A 19,041-nucleotide genomic window follows, 5' to 3' on the forward strand; every position below is an offset into this window, starting at 1 on the left:
CTAAGCTCTCTTGTATCTATTTTGGCTTGAGCAGTGAAGCGAGCCATTTTGACGGACAAAAACTAGCGAATTTACACCGATGATCTTTCTATCTGGAAGTGCCTTGGCAAGTAAATTTAGCACCTTTTCATCGTTTTCGTCATTATATGTTGGCACGATTAGCGCGCCATTTATAAAGATAAAATTTGCGTATGTGCAGCCAAGCCTTTTGCCCTCATAAAATTTAGGTTTTGGTAGTGGCAGAGCAAGCAGCTTAAAGCCAGTTTTTTTAAGCTCATCTTCCATCCTTTTTAGCTCATCAAAGTGCTCATCGCTCTTGTCATCGCAAGCTGCATAAGCAATAGTATCAGGCGTGATAAAACGCGCTAAAGTGTCGATGTGACTATCTGTGTCATCGCCTCTTATAAAGCCATTTTCAAGCCAGATGATACGCTTTAGACCAAATAAATTTTTAAGCTTCTCCTCTATCTGCTCTTTGCTAAGTGCTTTGTTTCTATTTTCATTTAGCAGACATTTTGAGGTGGTTAAAAGCACGCCATCTCCGTTAAACTCGATGCTTCCGCCCTCTAGTATCATATCAACAGGCTCAAGCTTGGTTTTGTAAATTTTAGCTAGCTCTAAATTTATCGCGTCATCTTTTGAGCTATTAAATTTACCGCCCCAAGCGTTAAATTTAAAGTCGTAACTTTTTACACCGTCTTTGGTGCAAACGTCGATCATACCGTAATCTCTAATCCAAGTATCGTCAGTATCAAGCCTTACAAACTCAACATTTTTAAATTTCTTAAACCTAGCAAAATTTGCCTCATCAGGGCAGATGAGCACCACCTTCTCAAACGGCACAATAGCAGCCACGAGCTCCTCATAGCCCGCTAAAATCTCCTCCAAATAAGGCTCCCAGTCGCTCTTACTATGTGGCAACGATAAAAACAAAAGCTCCTGCTCTTCCCACTCTGCATACGCTCTCACGCTCTCTCCTTGTAAATTTTATAAATTCCATAAATCGTAATGATTATCCAAAAGACCTCTATCAAAAATGAACCGAGGTTAAAATGCACAAAAAGCGAGATGATGAGTAGTATAGCACCTACTAAATTTATTATCTGGTAGGCTAGATCGTGGCTATTTAGACGGCCGATCTGAAGTAAAAAGTAGCCCATCACGATACAAATCATCCCTAAAAAACCGATGATCTGAAAAAGATCGATCAAATTTTATCCTTTTTGTAAGCTTAAATTTAAAGTGCGATAATACCTAATTAGTTTTAAATTTATGATTATTAAGATAGAATGTATCCATTTTTCAGATTGGATTAATATTTATGGATTTTGAGTTTATTGAGAAATTTTACCCCCTTTTTGTAAAAGCTGGGGTGCTCACCTGTCAGATCGCCTTTTTGGGGATCGTTTTTTCTATTTTGATAGGCATTTTTTGCATGGCTGTGAAATTTTACAAGCTAAAATTTCTCTCAAAGCTTGTTGATTGCTACGTTGAGCTTTCAAGAAACACGCCGCTTCTTATCCAGCTCTTCTTTTTATACTACGGCTTGCCAAAGCTTGGAGTGTCGATGAGTGGCTTTGCCTGTGCGGTCGCGGGGCTTAGCTTTCTTGGTGGCAGCTATATGAGCGAGAGCTTTAGGCTTGGCTTTGAGGCGGTTAGAAGGTCGCAGATAGAAGCAGGACTTAGCATCGCGCTTAGCAAAAACCAGCTCCTAAGATATGTCATCTTGCCACAGGCCTTTAGCGTGGCGCTGCCGAGCATAAGCGCAAACATCATATTTTTACTAAAAGAGACAAGTATCGTTAGTATCGTAGCGCTTGCTGATCTAGTCTATGTCGCGAAGGATCTCATCGGGCTTTACTACAAGACAGACGAGGCGCTTTTTATGCTGGTTATTAGCTATCTCGTCATCATCTTGCCAGTCTCGCTGGCGCTTAGCTACGTTGAAAAAAGGGTGAGAAATGCAAGGAGTTAGTATATTATTTGACACGCAAAATTTACTAAGGCTGCTTGAAGGTCTTGTGGTAAGCACTGAAATTTCGCTCATCTCTATCATCATCTCCGTCATCGGCGGCCTCATACTTGGTGTTTTGATGAGCATGAAAAACAAATTTATCTATCTTATTTTAAAAATTTGCCTCGAGATCGTTCGTATCATGCCTCAGATCGTTTGGTTATTTTTATTTTACTTTGGCGTTAGCAAGGCTTTTGGGCTGCATATCTCGGCATTTACCGCCTCGCTCATCGTCTTTAGCCTTTGGGGCGTTTTTGAGATGATGGATATCGTGCGAGGAGCGATCACCTCGATACCAAAGCACCAGTTTGAGTCAGCTGCCTCGCTAGGACTTAGCAAATTTCAAATTTACTTTTATGTCATCATCCCGCTTGCTACAAGAAGGCTGGTGCCTGGAGCTGTAAATTTACTAAGCCGTATGATAAAAACGACCTCTATCGTCGTTCTAATCGGCGTTGTAGAGGTAGTAAAGGTCGGTCAGCAGATCATCGAGCGAAATGTATTTACAAATCCTATGGCGCCATTTTGGATATACACGCTCATATTCTTTTTATATTTTGCGATCTGCTATCCAGTCTCAAAACTATCAAAAAAACTAGAAGAAAAATGGAGCTAAAATGAGCGAAAATATCTTAGAACTTAAAGATTTAAATAAATTTTATGGAGAGCTTCACGCCTTAAAAGATATAAATTTAGAGGTTAAAAGTGGCGAAGTGGTCGTGCTTCTTGGACCATCAGGCTGTGGCAAGAGCACAACTCTTAGGTGCATAAACGGCCTTGAGAGCATCGCAAGCGGTGAGATCATCATAGACGGCGAGGTGATAGACGCTAAATTTAAAGAGTGGCAAAGGATCCGCCAAAAGGTAGGCATGGTCTTTCAAAGCTACGAGCTGTTTGATCATATGAACGTCATCGATAACGTCCTTCTTGGGCCTTTAAAGGTGCAAAAAAGAGATAGGGCCGAGGCTGAAAAGACGGCTGATATGTGGCTTAGCAAGGTTGGGCTACTTGATAAGAAATTTGCCTATCCAAAGGAGCTAAGCGGCGGTCAAAAACAGCGCATAGCCATCGTTAGAAGCCTTTGTTTAAATCCTGAGATCATGCTATTTGACGAGGTTACGGCTGCACTTGATCCAGAGATCGTTAGAGAAGTGCTTGATGTGATACTAAATTTAGCCAAAGACGGCATGACGATGTTAATAGTCACTCACGAGATGAGCTTTGCAAGGGCGGTTGCAAATAAGATCGTATTTATGGACGCTGGAGCGATAGTGGAGATCAGCGAGCCAGAGGAGTTTTTTACTAATCCAAAGAGCGATCGCGCGAAGAAATTTCTAAATTTATTCTCATTTTAGAAAAAATAAGAGATAATTTGCCCGTTTTTTTAAAATGCGTTTAGAGCGAGATTTAACCGCTCTTATTTAATAAATTTTTCTAAAGGAGAAAGAGTGAGAAAATTTAAATTTTTCTTATTAGCATTAGTCGCTACCGTCTTTCTAACGGGTTGTGGTGATGACAAAGGTGCGGACAAAGCAGCCGCTTCAAATCAAACTGACGCTATCGCAAAGATCAAAGAGCGTGGATATGTAAGGATAGGCGTTTTTAGTGACAAACCGCCATTTGGCTACGTCGATAAAGACGGCAAAAACCAAGGTTACGACATCTATTTTGCAAAACGTATCGCAAAAGACTTGCTTGGAGATGAGAGCAAGGTCAAATTTGAGCTAGTAGAAGCTGCTGGCAGGGTTGAAGTGCTCACAGCTGACAAGGTTGATATCACGCTTGCAAATTTTACAAAGACGCCTGAGCGCGCGCAAGTTGTTGATTTTGCGCTTCCATATATGAAGGTCTCACTTGGCATCGTTAGCCCAGAGGGCGCTGTGATAAAGAGCGTTGATGAGCTAAAAGATAAGACACTAATCGTCAATAAAGGCACAACCGCGGACGCATTTTTTACAAAAAATTATCCTGATATCAAGCTTTTAAAATACGATCAAAACACTGAAACTTTTGCAGCTTTGGTTGATAAAAGGGGTGCTGCTCTAGCGCATGACAATGCCCTACTTTTTGCCTGGGCAAAAGAGACTCCTGGCTTTGTCGTTGGCGTTGAAGCACTTGGCGACGTGGACGTGATAGCTCCAGCTGTCAAAAAAGGCAACAAAGCCTTGCTTGAGTGGCTAAACAATGAGATCATCGAGCTTGGAAAAGAAAATTTCTTCCACAAAGACTATGACGCAACACTAAAACCAATCTATGGTGATAGCGTAAATCCTGAATCTCTAGTCGTCGAAGGCGGCAAACTCTAAATTCAAAGTGAGTGATCATAGTGAATGAATTTAATGAATATGTTCGCGATAGATTTTCTGAATTCGGCGATATTGTCATAAAATCCATGATGGGTGGATACCTTGTATATTTTAACGGTAAACTGATAGGTGACATTTGCAATAATGAACTGTTTTTAAAGAGAACGCCGACATCGGACAGACTTCTTGCAGACTCAGAACTACGTTATCCTTATAATGGCTCAAAGACGTTAATGCATGTATTCGAGAAATTTGAAGATGCGAATTTGATTGGAGAATTGTTGCGCGGCATGTATGCGGAACTGTCCGAAAAGAAACCAGCGAAAGCCAGATAAGCTGGATGTTTAAATAAAATTTAAAAAGCATTTTGGAGTAAATCTAACCCAAAATGCTTTTATTGGCTACATCAAACTCTTTAGTAAATTTGTCACTTTTTGCTCAATCTCTTCTAAGAATTCCTTGCTCTTAGCTTCAAATCTAGTGACGATAACTGGCGTTGTATTTGACGCACGCACCAACGCCCAGCCATTTTCAAACTGAATTCTAATGCCATCAATGTCAATGATATTTTTTATCTTCGGCAGGTCACAACCCTCGTTTTTCACGCACTCTTTTAGCTTAGCAACTATCTTAAATTTAGCCTCGTCAGTCGTCTTTATCTTGATCTCATCGGTGCTAAAGACAATTGGCATCTTGTCAAGCTCGCCGTCAAGGTCAAAGCCTTTATGCACTAGCTCAAGCACTCTCATCATCGCATAAAGCGCATCGTCAAAGCCAAAATAGCGCTCTTTAAAGAAGATATGACCGCTAACTTCAGCCGCAAGATCAACATTTAGCTCTTTCATCATTTTTTTGATGTTGCTATGACCAGTTTTTCCCATAAAAACTTCGCCGATCTTGGCGATCTCATCATACATATTTTGTGAGCATTTTACCTCGCCAAGCACCTTTGGATGTTTCATATTTAGCGCATAAAGATAGGCTAGCTCATCGCCTTTTATATCTCTTTTTGGCGTTATAACCGCGATCCTGTCACCATCTCCGTCAAAGCCAAATCCAAGGTCAAATTCCTTCTTTTCGATGAGCGAAAATATCTCTTTTAAATTCTCTTTTTCGCTTGGGTCTGGGTGGTGATTTGGGAAATTTCCGTCTGGATCTTCATATAAAATTTTTGCATTTAGCCCAAGTGCCTTGACGATAGGCACCAAACTCACACCTACAGCGCCATTTGCGCAGTCGATGACAAAAGGCTTTTTGAAATTTTTAAGCTCACTAAATTCTTTTACAAAAAACTCAACGTATTTTTCTAAGATATTAAATTTCTCACAGCTCTCATCGTCTGCTATTTGCTCACCAGAGGCGATTATCTCATTCACCTTATCTTTTAAAATTTGCAGATCTTTGCCAAAAAAACTATCTTTTTTGATAGTAATCTTAAAGCCGTTATAATCTTTTGGATTGTGAGAGCCCGTGATCATGATATTTGCGTCAAAATAATCAGCATAAACGCTAAAGTAGCCAACAGGAGTTGGTAACAAACCGATACTATAAATTTTAAAGCCACCAGCCTTGTTTAGGCCGCTTAGCAGATACCTAAAAAGTGTGCTAGCACTTAGCCTTGCGTCAAAACCAACGCTTAAAGTTTTCACGCCAAATTCGTTAAATTTCTTACCTAAAGCGAGCCCTATAGCCTTGACACTATCTTCTGTCAAGTCTTTTTCAAAAATGCCACGGATGTCGTATTCTCTAAAAATTTCATCATATTTCATTGTAAATTCTCCCTAAAAGAATGCAAAAATGATACAAGAATAAATTTAAAAAGGAGTAAATAATTTTATAAATTTAGTGAGGTTAAATTTAAATATAAATTCGAGCTAGAAAGCTCTAGCTCGAAAAGGGCTGCTACATCATGCCGCCCATGCCACCCATTCCGCCCATGTCAGGCATTGCAGGCATTGCTTTTTCTTCTTTTATCTCGCTGATAGTTGCTTCAGTTGTTAGTAGCAAGCTAGCCACGCTAACAGCGTTTTGAAGCGCAACTCTCTCAACTTTAACTGGATCGATGATGCCAGCTTCAAACATATTTACATATTCGCCAGTTGCAGCGTTAAAGCCAAAATTTGCATCTTTGCTTGTCTCAACTGCGTTTGCTACTACGCCTGCGTCAAAGCCAGCGTTCTCAGCGATTTGACGAAGTGGAGCACGAAGCGCTCTTCTAACGATCTCAGCACCGATTGCCTCATCGCCTTGTAAATTTAAATTTACACTCTTTGAAGCGAGGATAAGAGCTGAGCCACCGCCCACAACGATGCCCTCTTCTACGGCTGCACGAGTAGCGCTTAGAGCGTCATCTACGCGGTCTTTTTTCTCTTTCATCTCAGTCTCAGTCGCAGCACCTACTTTGATAACTGCCACGCCACCGCTTAGTTTTGCAAGGCGCTCTTGAAGTTTTTCTTTGTCATAGTCGCTTGTTGTTTCTGCGATTTGTGCTTTGATCTGAGTTATTCTAGCGTCGATCGCTGACTTCTCGCCTGCGCCATTTACGATAGTTGTGTTGTCTTTGTCGATAACTACGCTTGAAGCTTGTCCAAGATCGTTTATAGTAGCACTCTCAAGTGTTCTGCCTAACTCTTCGCTGATAACCTCGCCACCTGTTAAGATAGCGATATCTTCAAGCATCGCTTTTCTTCTGTCGCCAAAGCCAGGAGCTTTTACAGCTGATATGTTTAGCACGCCGCGAAGTTTATTTACAACAAGCGTTGCAAGTGCCTCGCCCTCGATATCTTCAGCGATGATTAGAAGTGGTTTGCCACTCTTTTGTACTTGCTCAAGCACTGGCAATAAGTCTTTTAAATTTGTGATCTTCTTGTCAAATAGTAATATAAATGGATTGCTTAGCTCAACTTGCATCTTTTCAGGGTTTGTGATGAAGTATGGGCTTAGATATCCGCGGTCAAACTGCATACCCTCAACAACACTTAGCTCGTCTTGGATAGACTTTGCCTCTTCTACTGTTATGACGCCATCTTTGCCGACTTTCTCCATCGCATCAGCGATAAGTTTGCCGATGCTTTCGTCTGAGTTTGCTGAGATAGTAGCGATCTGAGCGATCTCTTTTGAGCCAGAAACTTTTTTAGAGATGTTTTTTAGTGCATCTATAAGAGCTGCTACTTCTTTATCCATGCCGCGTTTTACTTCGATAGGGTTTGCACCAGCAGTTACGTTTCTAAGACCCTCTTTAAATATCGCGTGAGCTAGCACAGTTGCTGTTGTAGTGCCGTCGCCTGCTTGGTCGTTTGTCTTGCTTGCTACTTCTCTAACTAGGCTTGCACCCATGTTTTCGATAGTATCTTTTAGCTCAACCTCTTTAGCCACGCTAACGCCGTCTTTTGTGATGTTTGGAGCACCAAAGCTCTTTTGGATAAGGACATTTCTGCCTCTTGGTCCCATTGTCACTTTCACAGCGTCATTTAGTTTTTTTACGCCCTCGTATAGGCGGTTTCTTGCATCATCAGAGTAAAAAATTTCTTTTGCCATTGTCTTTCCTTTTTAAATTATTTAATCACGCCTAAAATGTCGTCGATGTTTAAAACAAGATATGTTTTATCATCTAAATTCACCTCAGTGCCAGCGTATTTAGCAAATACTACTTTTTCGCCAACTTTTACGCCCTCAGCTTCAGCACCAACTGCTTTTACCTCGCCGCTTAAAGGTTTTTCTTTTGCGTTATCAGGTATAATGATGCCCGAAGCTGTCGTCTTTGTCTCTTCTACGCGTTCGACTAGGACACGCTTGCCTAATGGTTGAAAGTTCATTGTTCATCCTTTTAGTTTAATTGTCTTTTTTAGCACTCTTTATTTTTGAGTGATGAAATGCTAGCATTTTTTTCTGAAAAAGTCAATAATTTATAGTGATTTTTATTAAAAACTTTAGTCTAAGTGACTAAAGTTTTATGATATATAAAACTAATATAAAGGAATTTTATGAAAAAAGCAGCTTACATAGTTGGCGCGCTTGTGCTCATAGTAGCTTGCATCTTTGGCTTTATCTTTAGCTCTTTTGGCAATAAATTTATAGCCAGCAAAATAGAAAAAGAGGCGCTAGCTCGTGGTTTCGATGTCAAATTTAAAGACTTTAATCTTGGGCTTAGCACCCTAAATTTAGAAGCGACCGTGATGAACGCCATAAATTTAAAGGTAAATGGCGATCTATCCTTGCTTGCTCAAAGTATGAACTTAAATATAGATATAAATGCCAACAATGCAAAGGCTAGCGAGCTTGGGCTAAAAAAGGATGTCGCTCTTAAAGCAAATGTGGCTGGCAAATTTAGCGACTTCAAGCTAACAGCAACTGGCACGGCGCTTGGTTCAAACATAAATTTAAACGCAAATTTAAAAGACTACCTGCCAAAAGCTCTAAATCTTGACGCTAAAAATATCGAACTTTCTGAGATCTCAGCTCTGGCTAAAAAGCCAAATTTAGCTAGCGGCAAGCTTGATCTAACGAGCAATATGCAAGGAGTTGATGAGAAAAATGAGCCCATCATAAACGCTCAAATTTTAGCAAGCGATGCAGCGATAAACAAAGAAATTCTTAAAAATGAATTTGGGCTAAATTTAGCAAAAGATATAAGCTTTAAAGGTGGCGTAAATGCTAAATTTGCAAATGAAAAAGTGAGCGCAAAAACCCTTATCATCGCACCTGAAGCCACTTTAAAAGCAAACGAGACGACTTATGATCTAGCTAGCAAAAATTTAAAGAGCGACTTTTTGCTAAATGTGCCTGATCTTGCCCTTTTTGGCAAGCTCTTAGGCGAGCAACTAAGCGGCGCTGTGGATGCAAACGGCGAAATTACAATGCAAGAAAATGCCCTTCAAAACCTAAAAGCTGAGATAAACGGCCTTGGCGGCAAGATAAATGCAAATTTTGATAGCAAAAACTTAGCCCTAAACGCGGCTAGCATCAAGCTAAAAGAGCTTTTAGCGCTTGATTTGCAGCCTAGCTACGCAGACGGAGAGATAAATTTAAACGCAAATTTTAGCGACTTTGACGAGCTAAAAAAGCTTGCAGGCGAGGCTAAATTTGATATAAAAAATGGCCTTATAAATAATGGTCTTGTAAAGCTTAAAAATGCGGCTAAATTTGAGCTAAAAGGCGGTGCTGTTGCAAAGGGCGAGCTTGTAAATTTTGACGCAAACGTGCTTAGCGACCTTGGCGAGCTAAAGGATATAAAGGGCGTTTTTGACCTAAAAAACAGCCAAATTTTTAGTAAATTTGCCCTGCTCATTAGCGACCCTGAGAAATTTAAAGCGGTTAGTGGCTTTGAGGTTGGCTCAAAGATGGCGCTTGCGGGCGATGTGAAGGTTAAAGCAAGCAAGATAGATGAGCTAAATTTAGGCGGCGATGCCTTTGCTGGCAAGCTAAACGCCACTATAAAAAATGAAAATCTTGATCTTAGCCTAAAAGAAGCGCAGTTAGGAGAGATACTGGCGCTTAGTGGCAACGATAGACTGGTAAATGCCAAGGCAAATGTCCAAGCAAAGGGGCAAAATATCTTTAGCAAAAGCCCAAGTATCGCCGCAACGATCGCTTTAAATGATGGCAAATTTAACGCTGCAGCGCTTAGTAAAATGCTTGATAAAAAATTCCCTGAAAATGAGAAATTTAGCTCAAATTTAAGCCTAGACTACAAAGGCGACATGGCAAAATTTAGTGGCGACTTTCTTAGCTCGCTAGCTGATATAAAGGGCATAGATGGCAGTTTTGACACGGGTAAAAGCACGCTAAGCTTAAAGCTTCAAGCGGTAGTTTCAGAGCTAAATAAGCTTGCATTTTTAGCTGGCCGCGAGCTTCACGGTAAATTTGCAGCGCTCATTACCGCAAATGGCAAAGTGGATGATCTAAGCGTAAAAGCCACTTCAGATGATCTATTTAAGGGCAAACTAGAGGCAAACTACAAAGGTGGCACGCTTGATGCGGTGCTAAAAAACTTTGAGGTCAAAGGGCTAACGCAGACTTTGGGGCTAGAGCATCTTTATGACGGCAGCGGCGATGCTAAATTTGACTACGAAACGAAGCAAAAGCTCGGCAAATTTGACATCTTGCTAAAAGAGGGTCACCTAGCCAGCACAAATCTCACAAACAACATAAAAATATTCACCGGCAAGGATATCACAAAAGAAATTTACAAAGACGGTAAAATTTACGGCGACATAAATGGCAACAACGTCATCTTTAACGTAAATTTAAGCTCTCCAAAAAGCGACATAAAGGTTGCAGGCGGCACTTACAATACCGCAACAAAAATGCTAAACGCACCGCTTGTTTGCAGGCTCGAAAAGACCGATCTAGACGTAAAGATCTCAGGCACGACAGACAACCTAAAATACGACGTCGGCTCGCAATATCTTGAAGGCAAGGTCAAAAAAGAGATAGGTAGGTTTTTAGACAAAAAGCTAGGCGGCAAAGATAGCGACTCTAACAGCGACAAACAAAATTTAAAGGGGCTTTTAAAAGGGCTATTTTAGATGAAAAAGGCGGAAAATTTAAAGTATCTAATGGGGCTTGGGCACTTTTGTAGCGACATAAACCAAAGCGCCCTTGGCGCGATGCTACCCTTTTTCATCGCGAGCTACCACTACGACTACGCTACAGCCGCCTCGCTCGTGACCGCCACAAATTTAGCAAGCTCGCTCATCCAACCACTAATCGGCCGCCTAAGCGACAAAAGGGAGCTTCCCTACGTCATCCAGCTTGGGCTACTTTTGGCAGGTGGGGGCATGAGCCTAACTGGCTTTGTTACAAATTACTACATCATCTTGGTTTGCGTGATGATAAGCGGTATCGGCGCCGCGCTCTTTCACCCAAGCGCCGCAAGGATCGTAAACTACGCATCAAACGCTAAAAATAGAGCCAAAAGCATAAGTATATTTTCTTTTGGAGGTAATGTCGGCTTTGCAGTTGGACCCATTTTAGTCGCCGTTTTTGTGGGAAATTTTGGCCTAAAAGGGACGCTAGTCTTTATAATCCCTCAAATTTTACTAACACTTTTATACCTCAAAAAGGGCAAATTTATAAAAGCATTAGAGGGCAATCACAAAAAGCAAATTTCACAAAAAACAAGCGCTCTAAAAGACGATCTGGGCGCATTTATAAGGCTTTGTGTCTGCATATTTTCACGCTCTATCGTCGCATTTGGCTTTTCGGCATTTTTTAGCATCTATCTCATCAAAATTTTTGGCCTTAGCAAAGAAGCTGCAAATGTAAATTTAAGTATGTTTTTCGCTGCAGGTGCGATCTCTACGCTATTTGGCGGAGCGCTAGCTGATAGATACGGCCTAGTTAGGCTCATCAAAATAAGCCTAAGCATAGCCGCGCCGCTAGTCGTGCTAATGCTCTTTATCGACAGCTACGCGCTATTTCTCGCGGCCTCCATGTGCGTGAGCGCCTGCATCAGCCTATCCTTTAGCCCCTCTATCGCCCTTGCACAGCTTTATCTGCCAAATCAAATCGGCCTAGCCTCAGGCGTAACGCTTGGACTTAGTATAACAATCGGTGGCGTATTCGCAACAGTCATCGGCAAGATCGCTGATATCTTTAGCCTAACGCACTCATTTTACTTTATCGCCGCAGTTTCGCTCATCTGCGCGGCTTCTAGCTACTTTTTAAAGCCAATTAGCAAGATATAAATTTATAAAAATAGCTTGCTAACAGCGTAAAACACGGCTTTGTCATCATTTTTATGCTACAAATAATCCCACCGCCATTTTTTTGAGTTCGCTACGAGGAGACAAGGCGGATAAGCAAAAACAAGGGAGCACATACAAGAATATTAAATTTACGCAACATAAAAAATTAAATTTTGGCTACTAAAATATCAAGGCAAAGTATCTTGTGATAATTTTAAATGTTTGTTTCGCAAGCTCGCAACTGCAAGCAGAAACGAAGAAATTTTCGACCGAAGATAGAACAAATAAATTTAAGCAATTAAGACAAGAAAAATTTTGTTTTTTACTTCGCCATGCTCGCAATGAGACTTCGCTACGAGGAGACAAGGCGAAATTTTACAATACAAAGGAGCTGAGACGCAAACTTAAGCGGCAGTATTTTGTGATAGATTTGAATGTTGCACAGTTAAAATTTGCGCAGACTAGACACATAGTCTGTCGAGCAAAATTTTAGCAAGCTCATTTAAAGATACACAAAAGACAACGCTTACAACTTTCTCATCTTTGCTATTTCGTCACGTAACGCCGCCGCCTTCTCAAACTCCAGCTGCGCCGCCGCTTCAAGCATCTGCTTTCTTAGCTCTTTTACTATCGCAGCTCGCTCGCTAGCTGGCATCTTTTCTAAATTCTTGCCACGCTTGTAAATTTCACCATCATCTTCGACATGCAGGCTCTCTTCGATATTTCTACTGGCAGAGTGCGGCGTTATGCCGTGAGCTTTGTTGTATTCATCTTGAAATTTACGCCTCGCAGTCGTCGTATAGATCGCCTCTTTCATCGAGTGCGTGATCTTTTTGGCAAACATCAGCACCTTGCCATTTACATTTCTAGCTGCACGCCCCATCGTCTGTATAAGGCTCGTTGTCGAGCGCAAAAAGCCCTCTTTATCAGCGTCCATTATGGCTATCAGGCTCACTTCAGGCAGGTCAAGCCCCTCACGGAGCAAATTTATGCCTATTAGCATGTCAAATTCGCCACTTCTAAGCCCTCTAATGATCTCATTTCGCTCGATCGCGTCGATGTCTGAATGCATATACTTGACCTTTATGCCAAGCTCGATGTAGTAGCGGCTTAGCTCCTCGGCCATCTTTTTAGTTAGCACCGTAACTAACACACGCTCATTTCTAGCGATCACCGCCTTTGCCTCGTCAAATAGCGCCTCGACTTGATTGTCACTATCTTTTATCTCGATGATCGGATCAAGTAGCCCTGTAGGTCGCAAAATTTGCTCATAGACGTGCCCATGGCTGATACCAAGCTCGTATTCGTTTGGCGTGGCTGAAACAAAGAGAAATTTCGCCTTTTTGCTTATGAACTCATCAAATTTAAGCGGCCTGTTATCAAGCGCTGACGGCAAGCGAAATCCATACTCCACAAGCACCTCTTTACGGCTCCTATCACCTGCGTACATACCCCTAAACTGCGGCAAGCTCACATGGCTCTCATCGACGATGACTAGGTAGTCTTTGCCGCTTATCTCAAAGTAGTCAAACATCGAATATGGCGTCTCTCCGGGCTTTTGACCAGTTAGGTGGCGCGCGTAGTTTTCGATGCCTTTGCACATGCCTGTGCTTGCCATCATCTCAAGGTCAAACTCCACCCTTTGCTTTAGCCTCTGCGCCTCGACTAGCTTGCCTTGCTCGTTAAATTCTTTCAAACGCGCATCAAGCTCCTCTTCGATCTCTTTCATCGCGATCTTTAGCCTATCAGCACCCACGATGAACTGACTGGTCGCATAAAGCGTAAATTTAGAGATGTCTTTTAGCCTTTTGTTATCAAGCACGTCAAAATGATACATCGCATCGATCTCATCGCCAAAAAACTCGACCCTTAGAGCTTCGTCGTTGTAATAAGCTGGGTAAATATCCACCACATCGCCATTTACACGAAAGTCACCCCTGTCAAAGTAGTTGTCATTGCGCTTATAGCCCATATCCACAAGCTGCTCTAAAAGCTTTCTTTGGCTTATCTTCTCGCCCACGCTAAGATATGCCACCATCCCTTTATACTCACTTGGATTACCAAGGCCGTAGTTTGCAGAGACTGAAGCCACGCAGATGACGTCGTCAAAGCTTAGCAAGCTAGCCGTTGCAGAGAGGCGCAGACGCTCAAGCTCCTCATTTACCGAGCTATCCTTTTCTATATATAGGTCGCTTCTTGGGATGTAGGCCTCTGGCTGGTAGTAGTCGTAGTAGCTTATGAAGTACTCGACATGATTTTTTGGGAAAAAGCCCTTAAATTCGCTATAAAGCTGAGCAGCTAAGGATTTGTTATGCGTCATTATCAGAGTTGGCATATTTAGCTCACGTATGACATTTGCCATGGTAAAGGTCTTGCCAGACCCTGTCACGCCTAGAAGAGTTTGGTATTTATTGCCAGATTTTATACTTTTTACTATCTCTTTTATCGCTCTTGCTTGGTCGCTGCTTGGGCTAAATTTAGATGAAATTTCAAATTTACTCATTGATCGCCTTTAAATTTGGGCGAATTTTATAGCAAAGATAGTGCTTTGTCAAATGAGAATTTTAAAAAGAATTTAGCCTCTGCGTGTTAGAATACGGCATTAATTATTATTTTAAAGGAACCTTTATGTTTGAAGATAATGCGATCTTAACCACACTAAGCGATAAAGTAAATGACCTCATCACAAAATACGATGAAGTCTGCAGAGTAAATGAAGAGCTACGTAATGAGATCGTAACATTAAAAGCACAAAATGAGGCAAAGACTAATCAGATCATGCGTTTAGAAGAGGACCTTGACAAGAAAAATAGCGAAGCTGATGATGTAATGAAAAAGATCGAAGCCGTCCTTGGTAGATAAGCTAGACATTTTTGGCATAAAAGATGAAACAGATCACGCTCACCGTATCATCTCGCGACTATACGATCACGCTTGATGATGATTTTGCTGAAATTTTTGAGCGTGACTGGCAGAAATTTATGGGGGGAAAGAAATTTATAGAGCCTCGCGAGCTTATAAACGCCTTTGTCGAAAAGAGCTACGAGAGCTACACAAATTTGCGCGTCGTAAAGGACGTCACAAAAGAGATAGAAGAGATACTAAAACCGGAAAATAAATGAAAAAAAGAGCTTTTACCCTAATAGAAATTATATTTGTCATCGTCATACTTGGCGTCTTAAGCGCTATTGCTATACCAAAGCTTTTCTTTACCAGAAGCGACGCCATAGTCGCAAACGCAAAAACGCAAATCGCTGCCATAAAAAGCGGCATCTCACTAAAATACAACGATAGCGTCCTAAAAGGCACTCCAGCATATCCAGACGCACTTGATGATGGGAATAAACTTTTCAACAAAGTAATAAGCGTAAATATCGCAGACAGCGGCACAAAAAACGGCTGGCACAAAACTGGAGCAACCACTTATACCTTCAAACTAGACGGACAAACAGCAAATTTCACTTATAACAAAACCACTGGCGAATTTGACTGCCAAAGCAGCGACGGACTTTGCAGCGCCCTTGAGTGATGAGATACTACGAGGTCGTATTTAGCGGGGTAAATTTAGCTGCACTCACATATAAAAGCGAGCTAGATATTGCGCCATTTCGCGCCGTCACTGCAAAGCTTAGGGGTAAAAGCCTAGTTGGCTTTATACTGCGCGAAGTAAGCGAGCCAAGCTTTAAAACAAGCCTAATTGATGAAATTTTACCCATTAAGCTAAACGAGATACAGGCAACTTTGGCTAAATTTATCGCCTACTACTACACCTGCGAGCTTGGCGTTGCTATAAATTTATTTGAGCCACAAACTCTTGTGGATGATGAAATTTATAGTGGCGCAACCGACTTTAAAGCGCCAAATTTAAGCCAAAAGCAGCTTGAAGCGTTAAATTTTATAAACGCACGAAAAAGCTCACTCATCTTTGGCGACACTGGGAGTGGCAAAAGTGAAATTTATATAGCTAAAATCAGAGAAATTTTAAACGCAGGCGGACAAGCGCTATTTTTAATGCCTGAAATTTCACTAACACCGCAGATGCAAAAGCGCTTAGAGGGCTTCTTTGGCGAGGTGGTGGCTGTGTGGCACTCAAAGATCACACCAAAGAAAAAAGAGCAAATTTTAAAGGAGATTAAAAGCGGCAAGGCTAGGCTAATAGCTGGAGCTAGGTCTGCCCTATTTTTGCCACTTGAGAGGCTAAAACTCATCATCATCGACGAAGAGCACGACGATAGCTACAAAAACACTGGCTCAAAGCCACACTACAACGCAAGAGACCTAGCACTCTTTCTAACTAGCAAATTTGACCTGCAAGTGGTACTTGGAAGCGCCACGCCAAGCCTCACTAGCTTTTACAAGCAAGAATGTTTTCGCCTAAAAGGGACATATTTTGCGTCGCAAAAGAGCTATATATTTGACGAGAGCGAGACTGGCATAAGCGAAATTTTAAAAGAGCAGATCGCAAAGACGCTTGAAAACAAAAAGCAAGCCGTCATCTGCCTGCCAACAAGGGCAAATTTCAAATATCTTGTCTGCAAAAACTGCGGCGAGACGGTGAAGTGTCCATTTTGTAGCATCGGCATGAGCTACTATAAAAAGCAAAACGTGCTAAAGTGCCAATACTGCGAGCACAAAATGGCCGTGCCAAAGACCTGCCACCAGTGCGGCAGCGAGATGATAGAGGCTAAAAAGATCGGCACGAGTGAGCTTTTAGAGCGGCTGCAAGCTGAGTTTGCAAACGCTAGGATCGCTAAATTTGATAGAGATGAGATCACGACGCAAAACAAGCTTGTAAAGGCTTTGAAGGAATTTAACGACGGCAAGATAGATATCCTGCTTGGTACGCAGATGCTAAGCAAGGGGCATGACTATCACAACGTCGAGCTTGCCGTCATCATGGGCTTTGACGAGCTTTTAAATTTTCCTGATTATAGAGCTAGAGAGCGAACACTAGCCCTTGCCATGCAAGTAGCTGGAAGAGCCGGCAGAAACGGAGCTGGCAGGGTCATCATACAAAGCAAGCAAAGGAAGTTTTTTGAAGGTTTTATCAGCGACTACGACGCGTTTTTAAAGGAGGAGATCAGCTACCGAGAGGGGCTGTATCCGCCATTTACTAGACTACTTCGCATAGTTATCTCGCACAAAGATGAGAGTACGGCAAAGGGTGCAATGAACGAATTTGTGCAAAGGCTAGAGCCACTAAAAAGTGACGAGCTAGAGATCGTGGGATATGGCAAATGCCAGATCGAGTATCTTGGGGGCAAATTTAGATATGAAATTCTGCTTCGTTCAAACTCTCACACCATGCTTTTAAAAGCGGCAAACCTCTGCAAAAGCGAACTTAGCGATATCGATATAGACCCAGTAAATTTTAGTTAAAGGCAAGTGAATAAATTTTTAAAATTTGCAAATTTGCTTCGTAGCGTATAATTGTCAGGCAAATTTTAAATTTCATGAGCGAGTAATTTCGGCTCTAAAATTTGAGCTAAGCTGTAAGCGAAGCCAAATTTTAGTAGTCAATTCTTGCGAGTGAATGGGATTTTAAAATTTGCAAAATAATAAATTTCTACTTTTAAAATATAGACTTTAATTTTTAAGCTCTTTTTTATCCAAAAGGGAGACAAGGGGACTTGAATTACGAAGCCGTCCCCTTATCCCCCTTTTTTAAATCCCCCAAACCCCTCGCACGTTCAAGGTGCATACAATGGTGCTAGCGCACTGCATGCGGTTTATCATCAGATAAGCGTCAAGTAAATTTTAAACGAGTATTTTCGGCTCTAAAATTTGAGCTAAGCTGTAAGCGAAGTCAAATTTTAGTAGCCAACTCTTAGGGGTGAATGAAAGTTTAAAATTTGCATTTATGATACATGAGCCTTAATTGCAAACTGCCTGCATTTAAAAACTTTATTAATTTTTCAAGCCTTTTAAAAGCCATTTTTTCTTATAATCCCCAATAAAATTTAAAGGCAAAATTTTGCAACGATACCCGACAAAACAGATAAAAATTCGCGATGTTTTAATAGGCGGTGACGCACCGATCTCCGTGCAGTCGATGACATTTTCAAAGACAAAGGACGTAAAAGGCACGCTAGAGCAGATACAAAGGCTATATTTTGCAGGCTGTGACATCGTGCGCTGCGCAGTTTTTGACAAAGAGGACGCCAGCGCGCTAAAAGAGATCGTCGCAGGCTCACCCATCCCAGTCGTTGCAGACATACATTTTAACCACACCTACGCGCTCATCGTTAGCGAATTTGTCGATGCTATCCGCATAAATCCAGGCAACATAGGCTCAGCTAAAAACATAAAAGCAGTCGTTGATGCCTGCAAACAGCGAAATTTGCCTATCCGCATAGGCGTAAATTCTGGCTCGCTTGAAAAGCAGTTTGAGGACCGCTATGGCCGCACGGTGGAGGCGATGGTGGAGAGTGCCTTATACAACATCAAGCTTCTTGAGGATTTTGACTTTACGGACATTAAAATTTCACTTAAATCAAGCGACGTCGAGCGCACGATGCAAGCTTATAGAGCGCTTCGCCCAAAGACAAACTACCCATTTCATCTAGGCGTAACAGAGGCAGGTACCACTTTTCACGCGACCATCAAGTCCGCGATCGCACTTGGTGGGTTACTACTTGAGGGCATCGGCGATACGATGAGAGTTAGCATCACGGGCGAGCTTGAAGAGGAGATCAAAGTCGCAAAGGCGATCTTAAAAGATAGCGGCCGCCAAAAAGAGGGGCTAAACATCATCTCATGCCCAACTTGTGGGCGTTTGCAAGCTGACCTCATGGCGGCAGTAAAGCTCGTAGAAGAAAAAACAAAAGGGATAAAAGAGCCACTAAATGTCTCGGTAATGGGCTGCGTGGTAAATGCTATCGGCGAGGCAAAAGGTGCAGACGTCGCCATAGCATTTGGCAAGGGAAATGGCATGATCATGCGCCACGGCGAAGTGATCGCAAGGCTGCCTGAGAGCGAGCTTGTGGATAGATTTTTGCAAGAGATCGACGACGAGATAAAGAGCAGAGGATAA

18 protein-coding genes are annotated in these 19,041 nt (G+C 41.8%); 12 read left to right on the top strand and 6 right to left on the bottom strand.

All coding sequences use genetic code 11. The features are described from left to right. Entirely contained in the window at window positions 1–969 is a 969-nt protein-coding gene (locus F3G88_RS04925; RefSeq protein WP_149715530.1) for an agmatine deiminase family protein, read from the bottom strand. Next, complete coding sequence (locus tag F3G88_RS04930; RefSeq protein WP_149715531.1) at window positions 966–1,211, bottom strand: CBU_0592 family membrane protein; 246 nt, start codon at window positions 1,209–1,211, stop codon at window positions 966–968. The genes F3G88_RS04925 and F3G88_RS04930 overlap by 4 nt, the downstream gene beginning before the upstream one ends. A 110-nt stretch (window positions 1,212–1,321) precedes the next feature. Here F3G88_RS04930 and F3G88_RS04935 point away from each other — a divergent pair, with 110 nt between their 5' ends. The 5 genes from F3G88_RS04935 (at window position 1,322) to F3G88_RS04955 (ending at window position 4,655) form a co-directional block, all read left to right on the top strand. Further along, window positions 1,322–1,975, top strand: coding sequence for an amino acid ABC transporter permease (locus F3G88_RS04935; RefSeq protein WP_149715532.1), 654 nt, complete (start codon window positions 1,322–1,324; stop codon window positions 1,973–1,975). Continuing rightward, window positions 1,962–2,630 (top strand): amino acid ABC transporter permease, encoded by a 669-nt coding sequence (locus F3G88_RS04940; RefSeq protein ID WP_002940426.1) that lies wholly within the window; start codon window positions 1,962–1,964, stop codon window positions 2,628–2,630. Before F3G88_RS04935 ends, F3G88_RS04940 begins: the two co-directional genes overlap by 14 nt. A gap of 1 nt (window position 2,631) precedes the next feature. Then, on the top strand, window positions 2,632–3,369 hold the full coding sequence (locus F3G88_RS04945) for an amino acid ABC transporter ATP-binding protein (protein ID WP_103573522.1): 738 nt from the start codon (window positions 2,632–2,634) through the stop codon (window positions 3,367–3,369). Window positions 3,370–3,462: 93 nt separating this feature from the next. Then, window positions 3,463–4,320 carry a cysteine ABC transporter substrate-binding protein gene (locus F3G88_RS04950; RefSeq protein ID WP_103567185.1) on the top strand — a complete coding sequence of 286 codons (858 nt, stop codon included), beginning with the start codon at window positions 3,463–3,465 and terminating at the stop codon, window positions 4,318–4,320. Window positions 4,321–4,340: 20 nt separating this feature from the next. After that, on the top strand, window positions 4,341–4,655 hold the full coding sequence (locus F3G88_RS04955) for a TfoX/Sxy family protein (protein WP_103573521.1): 315 nt from the start codon (window positions 4,341–4,343) through the stop codon (window positions 4,653–4,655). A gap of 66 nt (window positions 4,656–4,721) precedes the next feature. Here the strand turns inward: F3G88_RS04955 and F3G88_RS04960 are convergent, their stop codons facing one another. From F3G88_RS04960 to groES, 3 genes are all read right to left on the bottom strand, one after another. Next, entirely contained in the window at window positions 4,722–6,089 is a 1,368-nt protein-coding gene (locus F3G88_RS04960) for a phosphomannomutase/phosphoglucomutase (RefSeq protein ID WP_149715533.1), read from the bottom strand. A gap of 133 nt (window positions 6,090–6,222) precedes the next feature. Next, the gene (gene groL / locus F3G88_RS04965; protein WP_002940160.1) at window positions 6,223–7,857 is read right to left on the bottom strand and encodes a chaperonin GroEL; all 1,635 of its coding nucleotides are present in this window, start codon (window positions 7,855–7,857) and stop codon (window positions 6,223–6,225) included. A 17-nt stretch (window positions 7,858–7,874) separates the two neighbouring features. Next, complete coding sequence (gene groES, locus F3G88_RS04970; RefSeq protein WP_009293641.1) at window positions 7,875–8,135, bottom strand: co-chaperone GroES; 261 nt, start codon at window positions 8,133–8,135, stop codon at window positions 7,875–7,877. 168 nt (window positions 8,136–8,303) lie between these two features. On the opposite strand from groES, the gene F3G88_RS04975 reads away from it, so the two are divergent. Next, a complete protein-coding gene (locus F3G88_RS04975) occupies window positions 8,304–10,847 on the top strand; it encodes a translocation/assembly module TamB domain-containing protein (protein WP_149715534.1) in 2,544 nt (847 codons plus the stop codon). Then, the gene (locus tag F3G88_RS04980; protein WP_149715535.1) at window positions 10,848–12,008 is read left to right on the top strand and encodes an MFS transporter; all 1,161 of its coding nucleotides are present in this window, start codon (window positions 10,848–10,850) and stop codon (window positions 12,006–12,008) included. It begins immediately after the preceding gene. Window positions 12,009–12,534: 526 nt separating this feature from the next. Here F3G88_RS04980 and uvrB read toward each other — a convergent pair. Beyond that, the gene (gene uvrB / locus F3G88_RS04985) at window positions 12,535–14,511 is read right to left on the bottom strand and encodes an excinuclease ABC subunit UvrB (protein WP_149715536.1); all 1,977 of its coding nucleotides are present in this window, start codon (window positions 14,509–14,511) and stop codon (window positions 12,535–12,537) included. 125 nt (window positions 14,512–14,636) lie between these two features. Between uvrB and F3G88_RS04990 the strand changes: the two genes are divergently transcribed. The 5 genes from F3G88_RS04990 (at window position 14,637) to ispG (ending at window position 19,041) form a co-directional block, all read left to right on the top strand. Beyond that, entirely contained in the window at window positions 14,637–14,870 is a 234-nt protein-coding gene (locus F3G88_RS04990; protein ID WP_002940382.1) for a hypothetical protein, read from the top strand. Between the two features lie 23 nt (window positions 14,871–14,893). Then, window positions 14,894–15,130, top strand: coding sequence for a hypothetical protein (locus tag F3G88_RS04995; protein WP_012001557.1), 237 nt, complete (start codon window positions 14,894–14,896; stop codon window positions 15,128–15,130). Then, window positions 15,127–15,537: a type II secretion system protein gene (locus F3G88_RS05000; RefSeq protein WP_087583073.1), complete on the top strand. Its 411-nt coding sequence runs from the start codon at window positions 15,127–15,129 to the stop codon at window positions 15,535–15,537. The genes F3G88_RS04995 and F3G88_RS05000 overlap by 4 nt, the downstream gene beginning before the upstream one ends. Then, on the top strand, window positions 15,537–17,387 hold the full coding sequence (locus F3G88_RS05005) for a primosomal protein N' (RefSeq protein WP_149715537.1): 1,851 nt from the start codon (window positions 15,537–15,539) through the stop codon (window positions 17,385–17,387). The genes F3G88_RS05000 and F3G88_RS05005 overlap by 1 nt, the downstream gene beginning before the upstream one ends. A 595-nt stretch (window positions 17,388–17,982) precedes the next feature. Continuing rightward, on the top strand, window positions 17,983–19,041 hold the full coding sequence (gene ispG, locus F3G88_RS05010; protein ID WP_103574984.1) for a flavodoxin-dependent (E)-4-hydroxy-3-methylbut-2-enyl-diphosphate synthase: 1,059 nt from the start codon (window positions 17,983–17,985) through the stop codon (window positions 19,039–19,041).

It is taken from the genome of Campylobacter concisus (assembly GCF_902460675.1).
In the GTDB taxonomy this organism is placed as follows: Bacteria; Campylobacterota; Campylobacteria; order Campylobacterales; family Campylobacteraceae; genus Campylobacter_A; species Campylobacter_A concisus_AJ.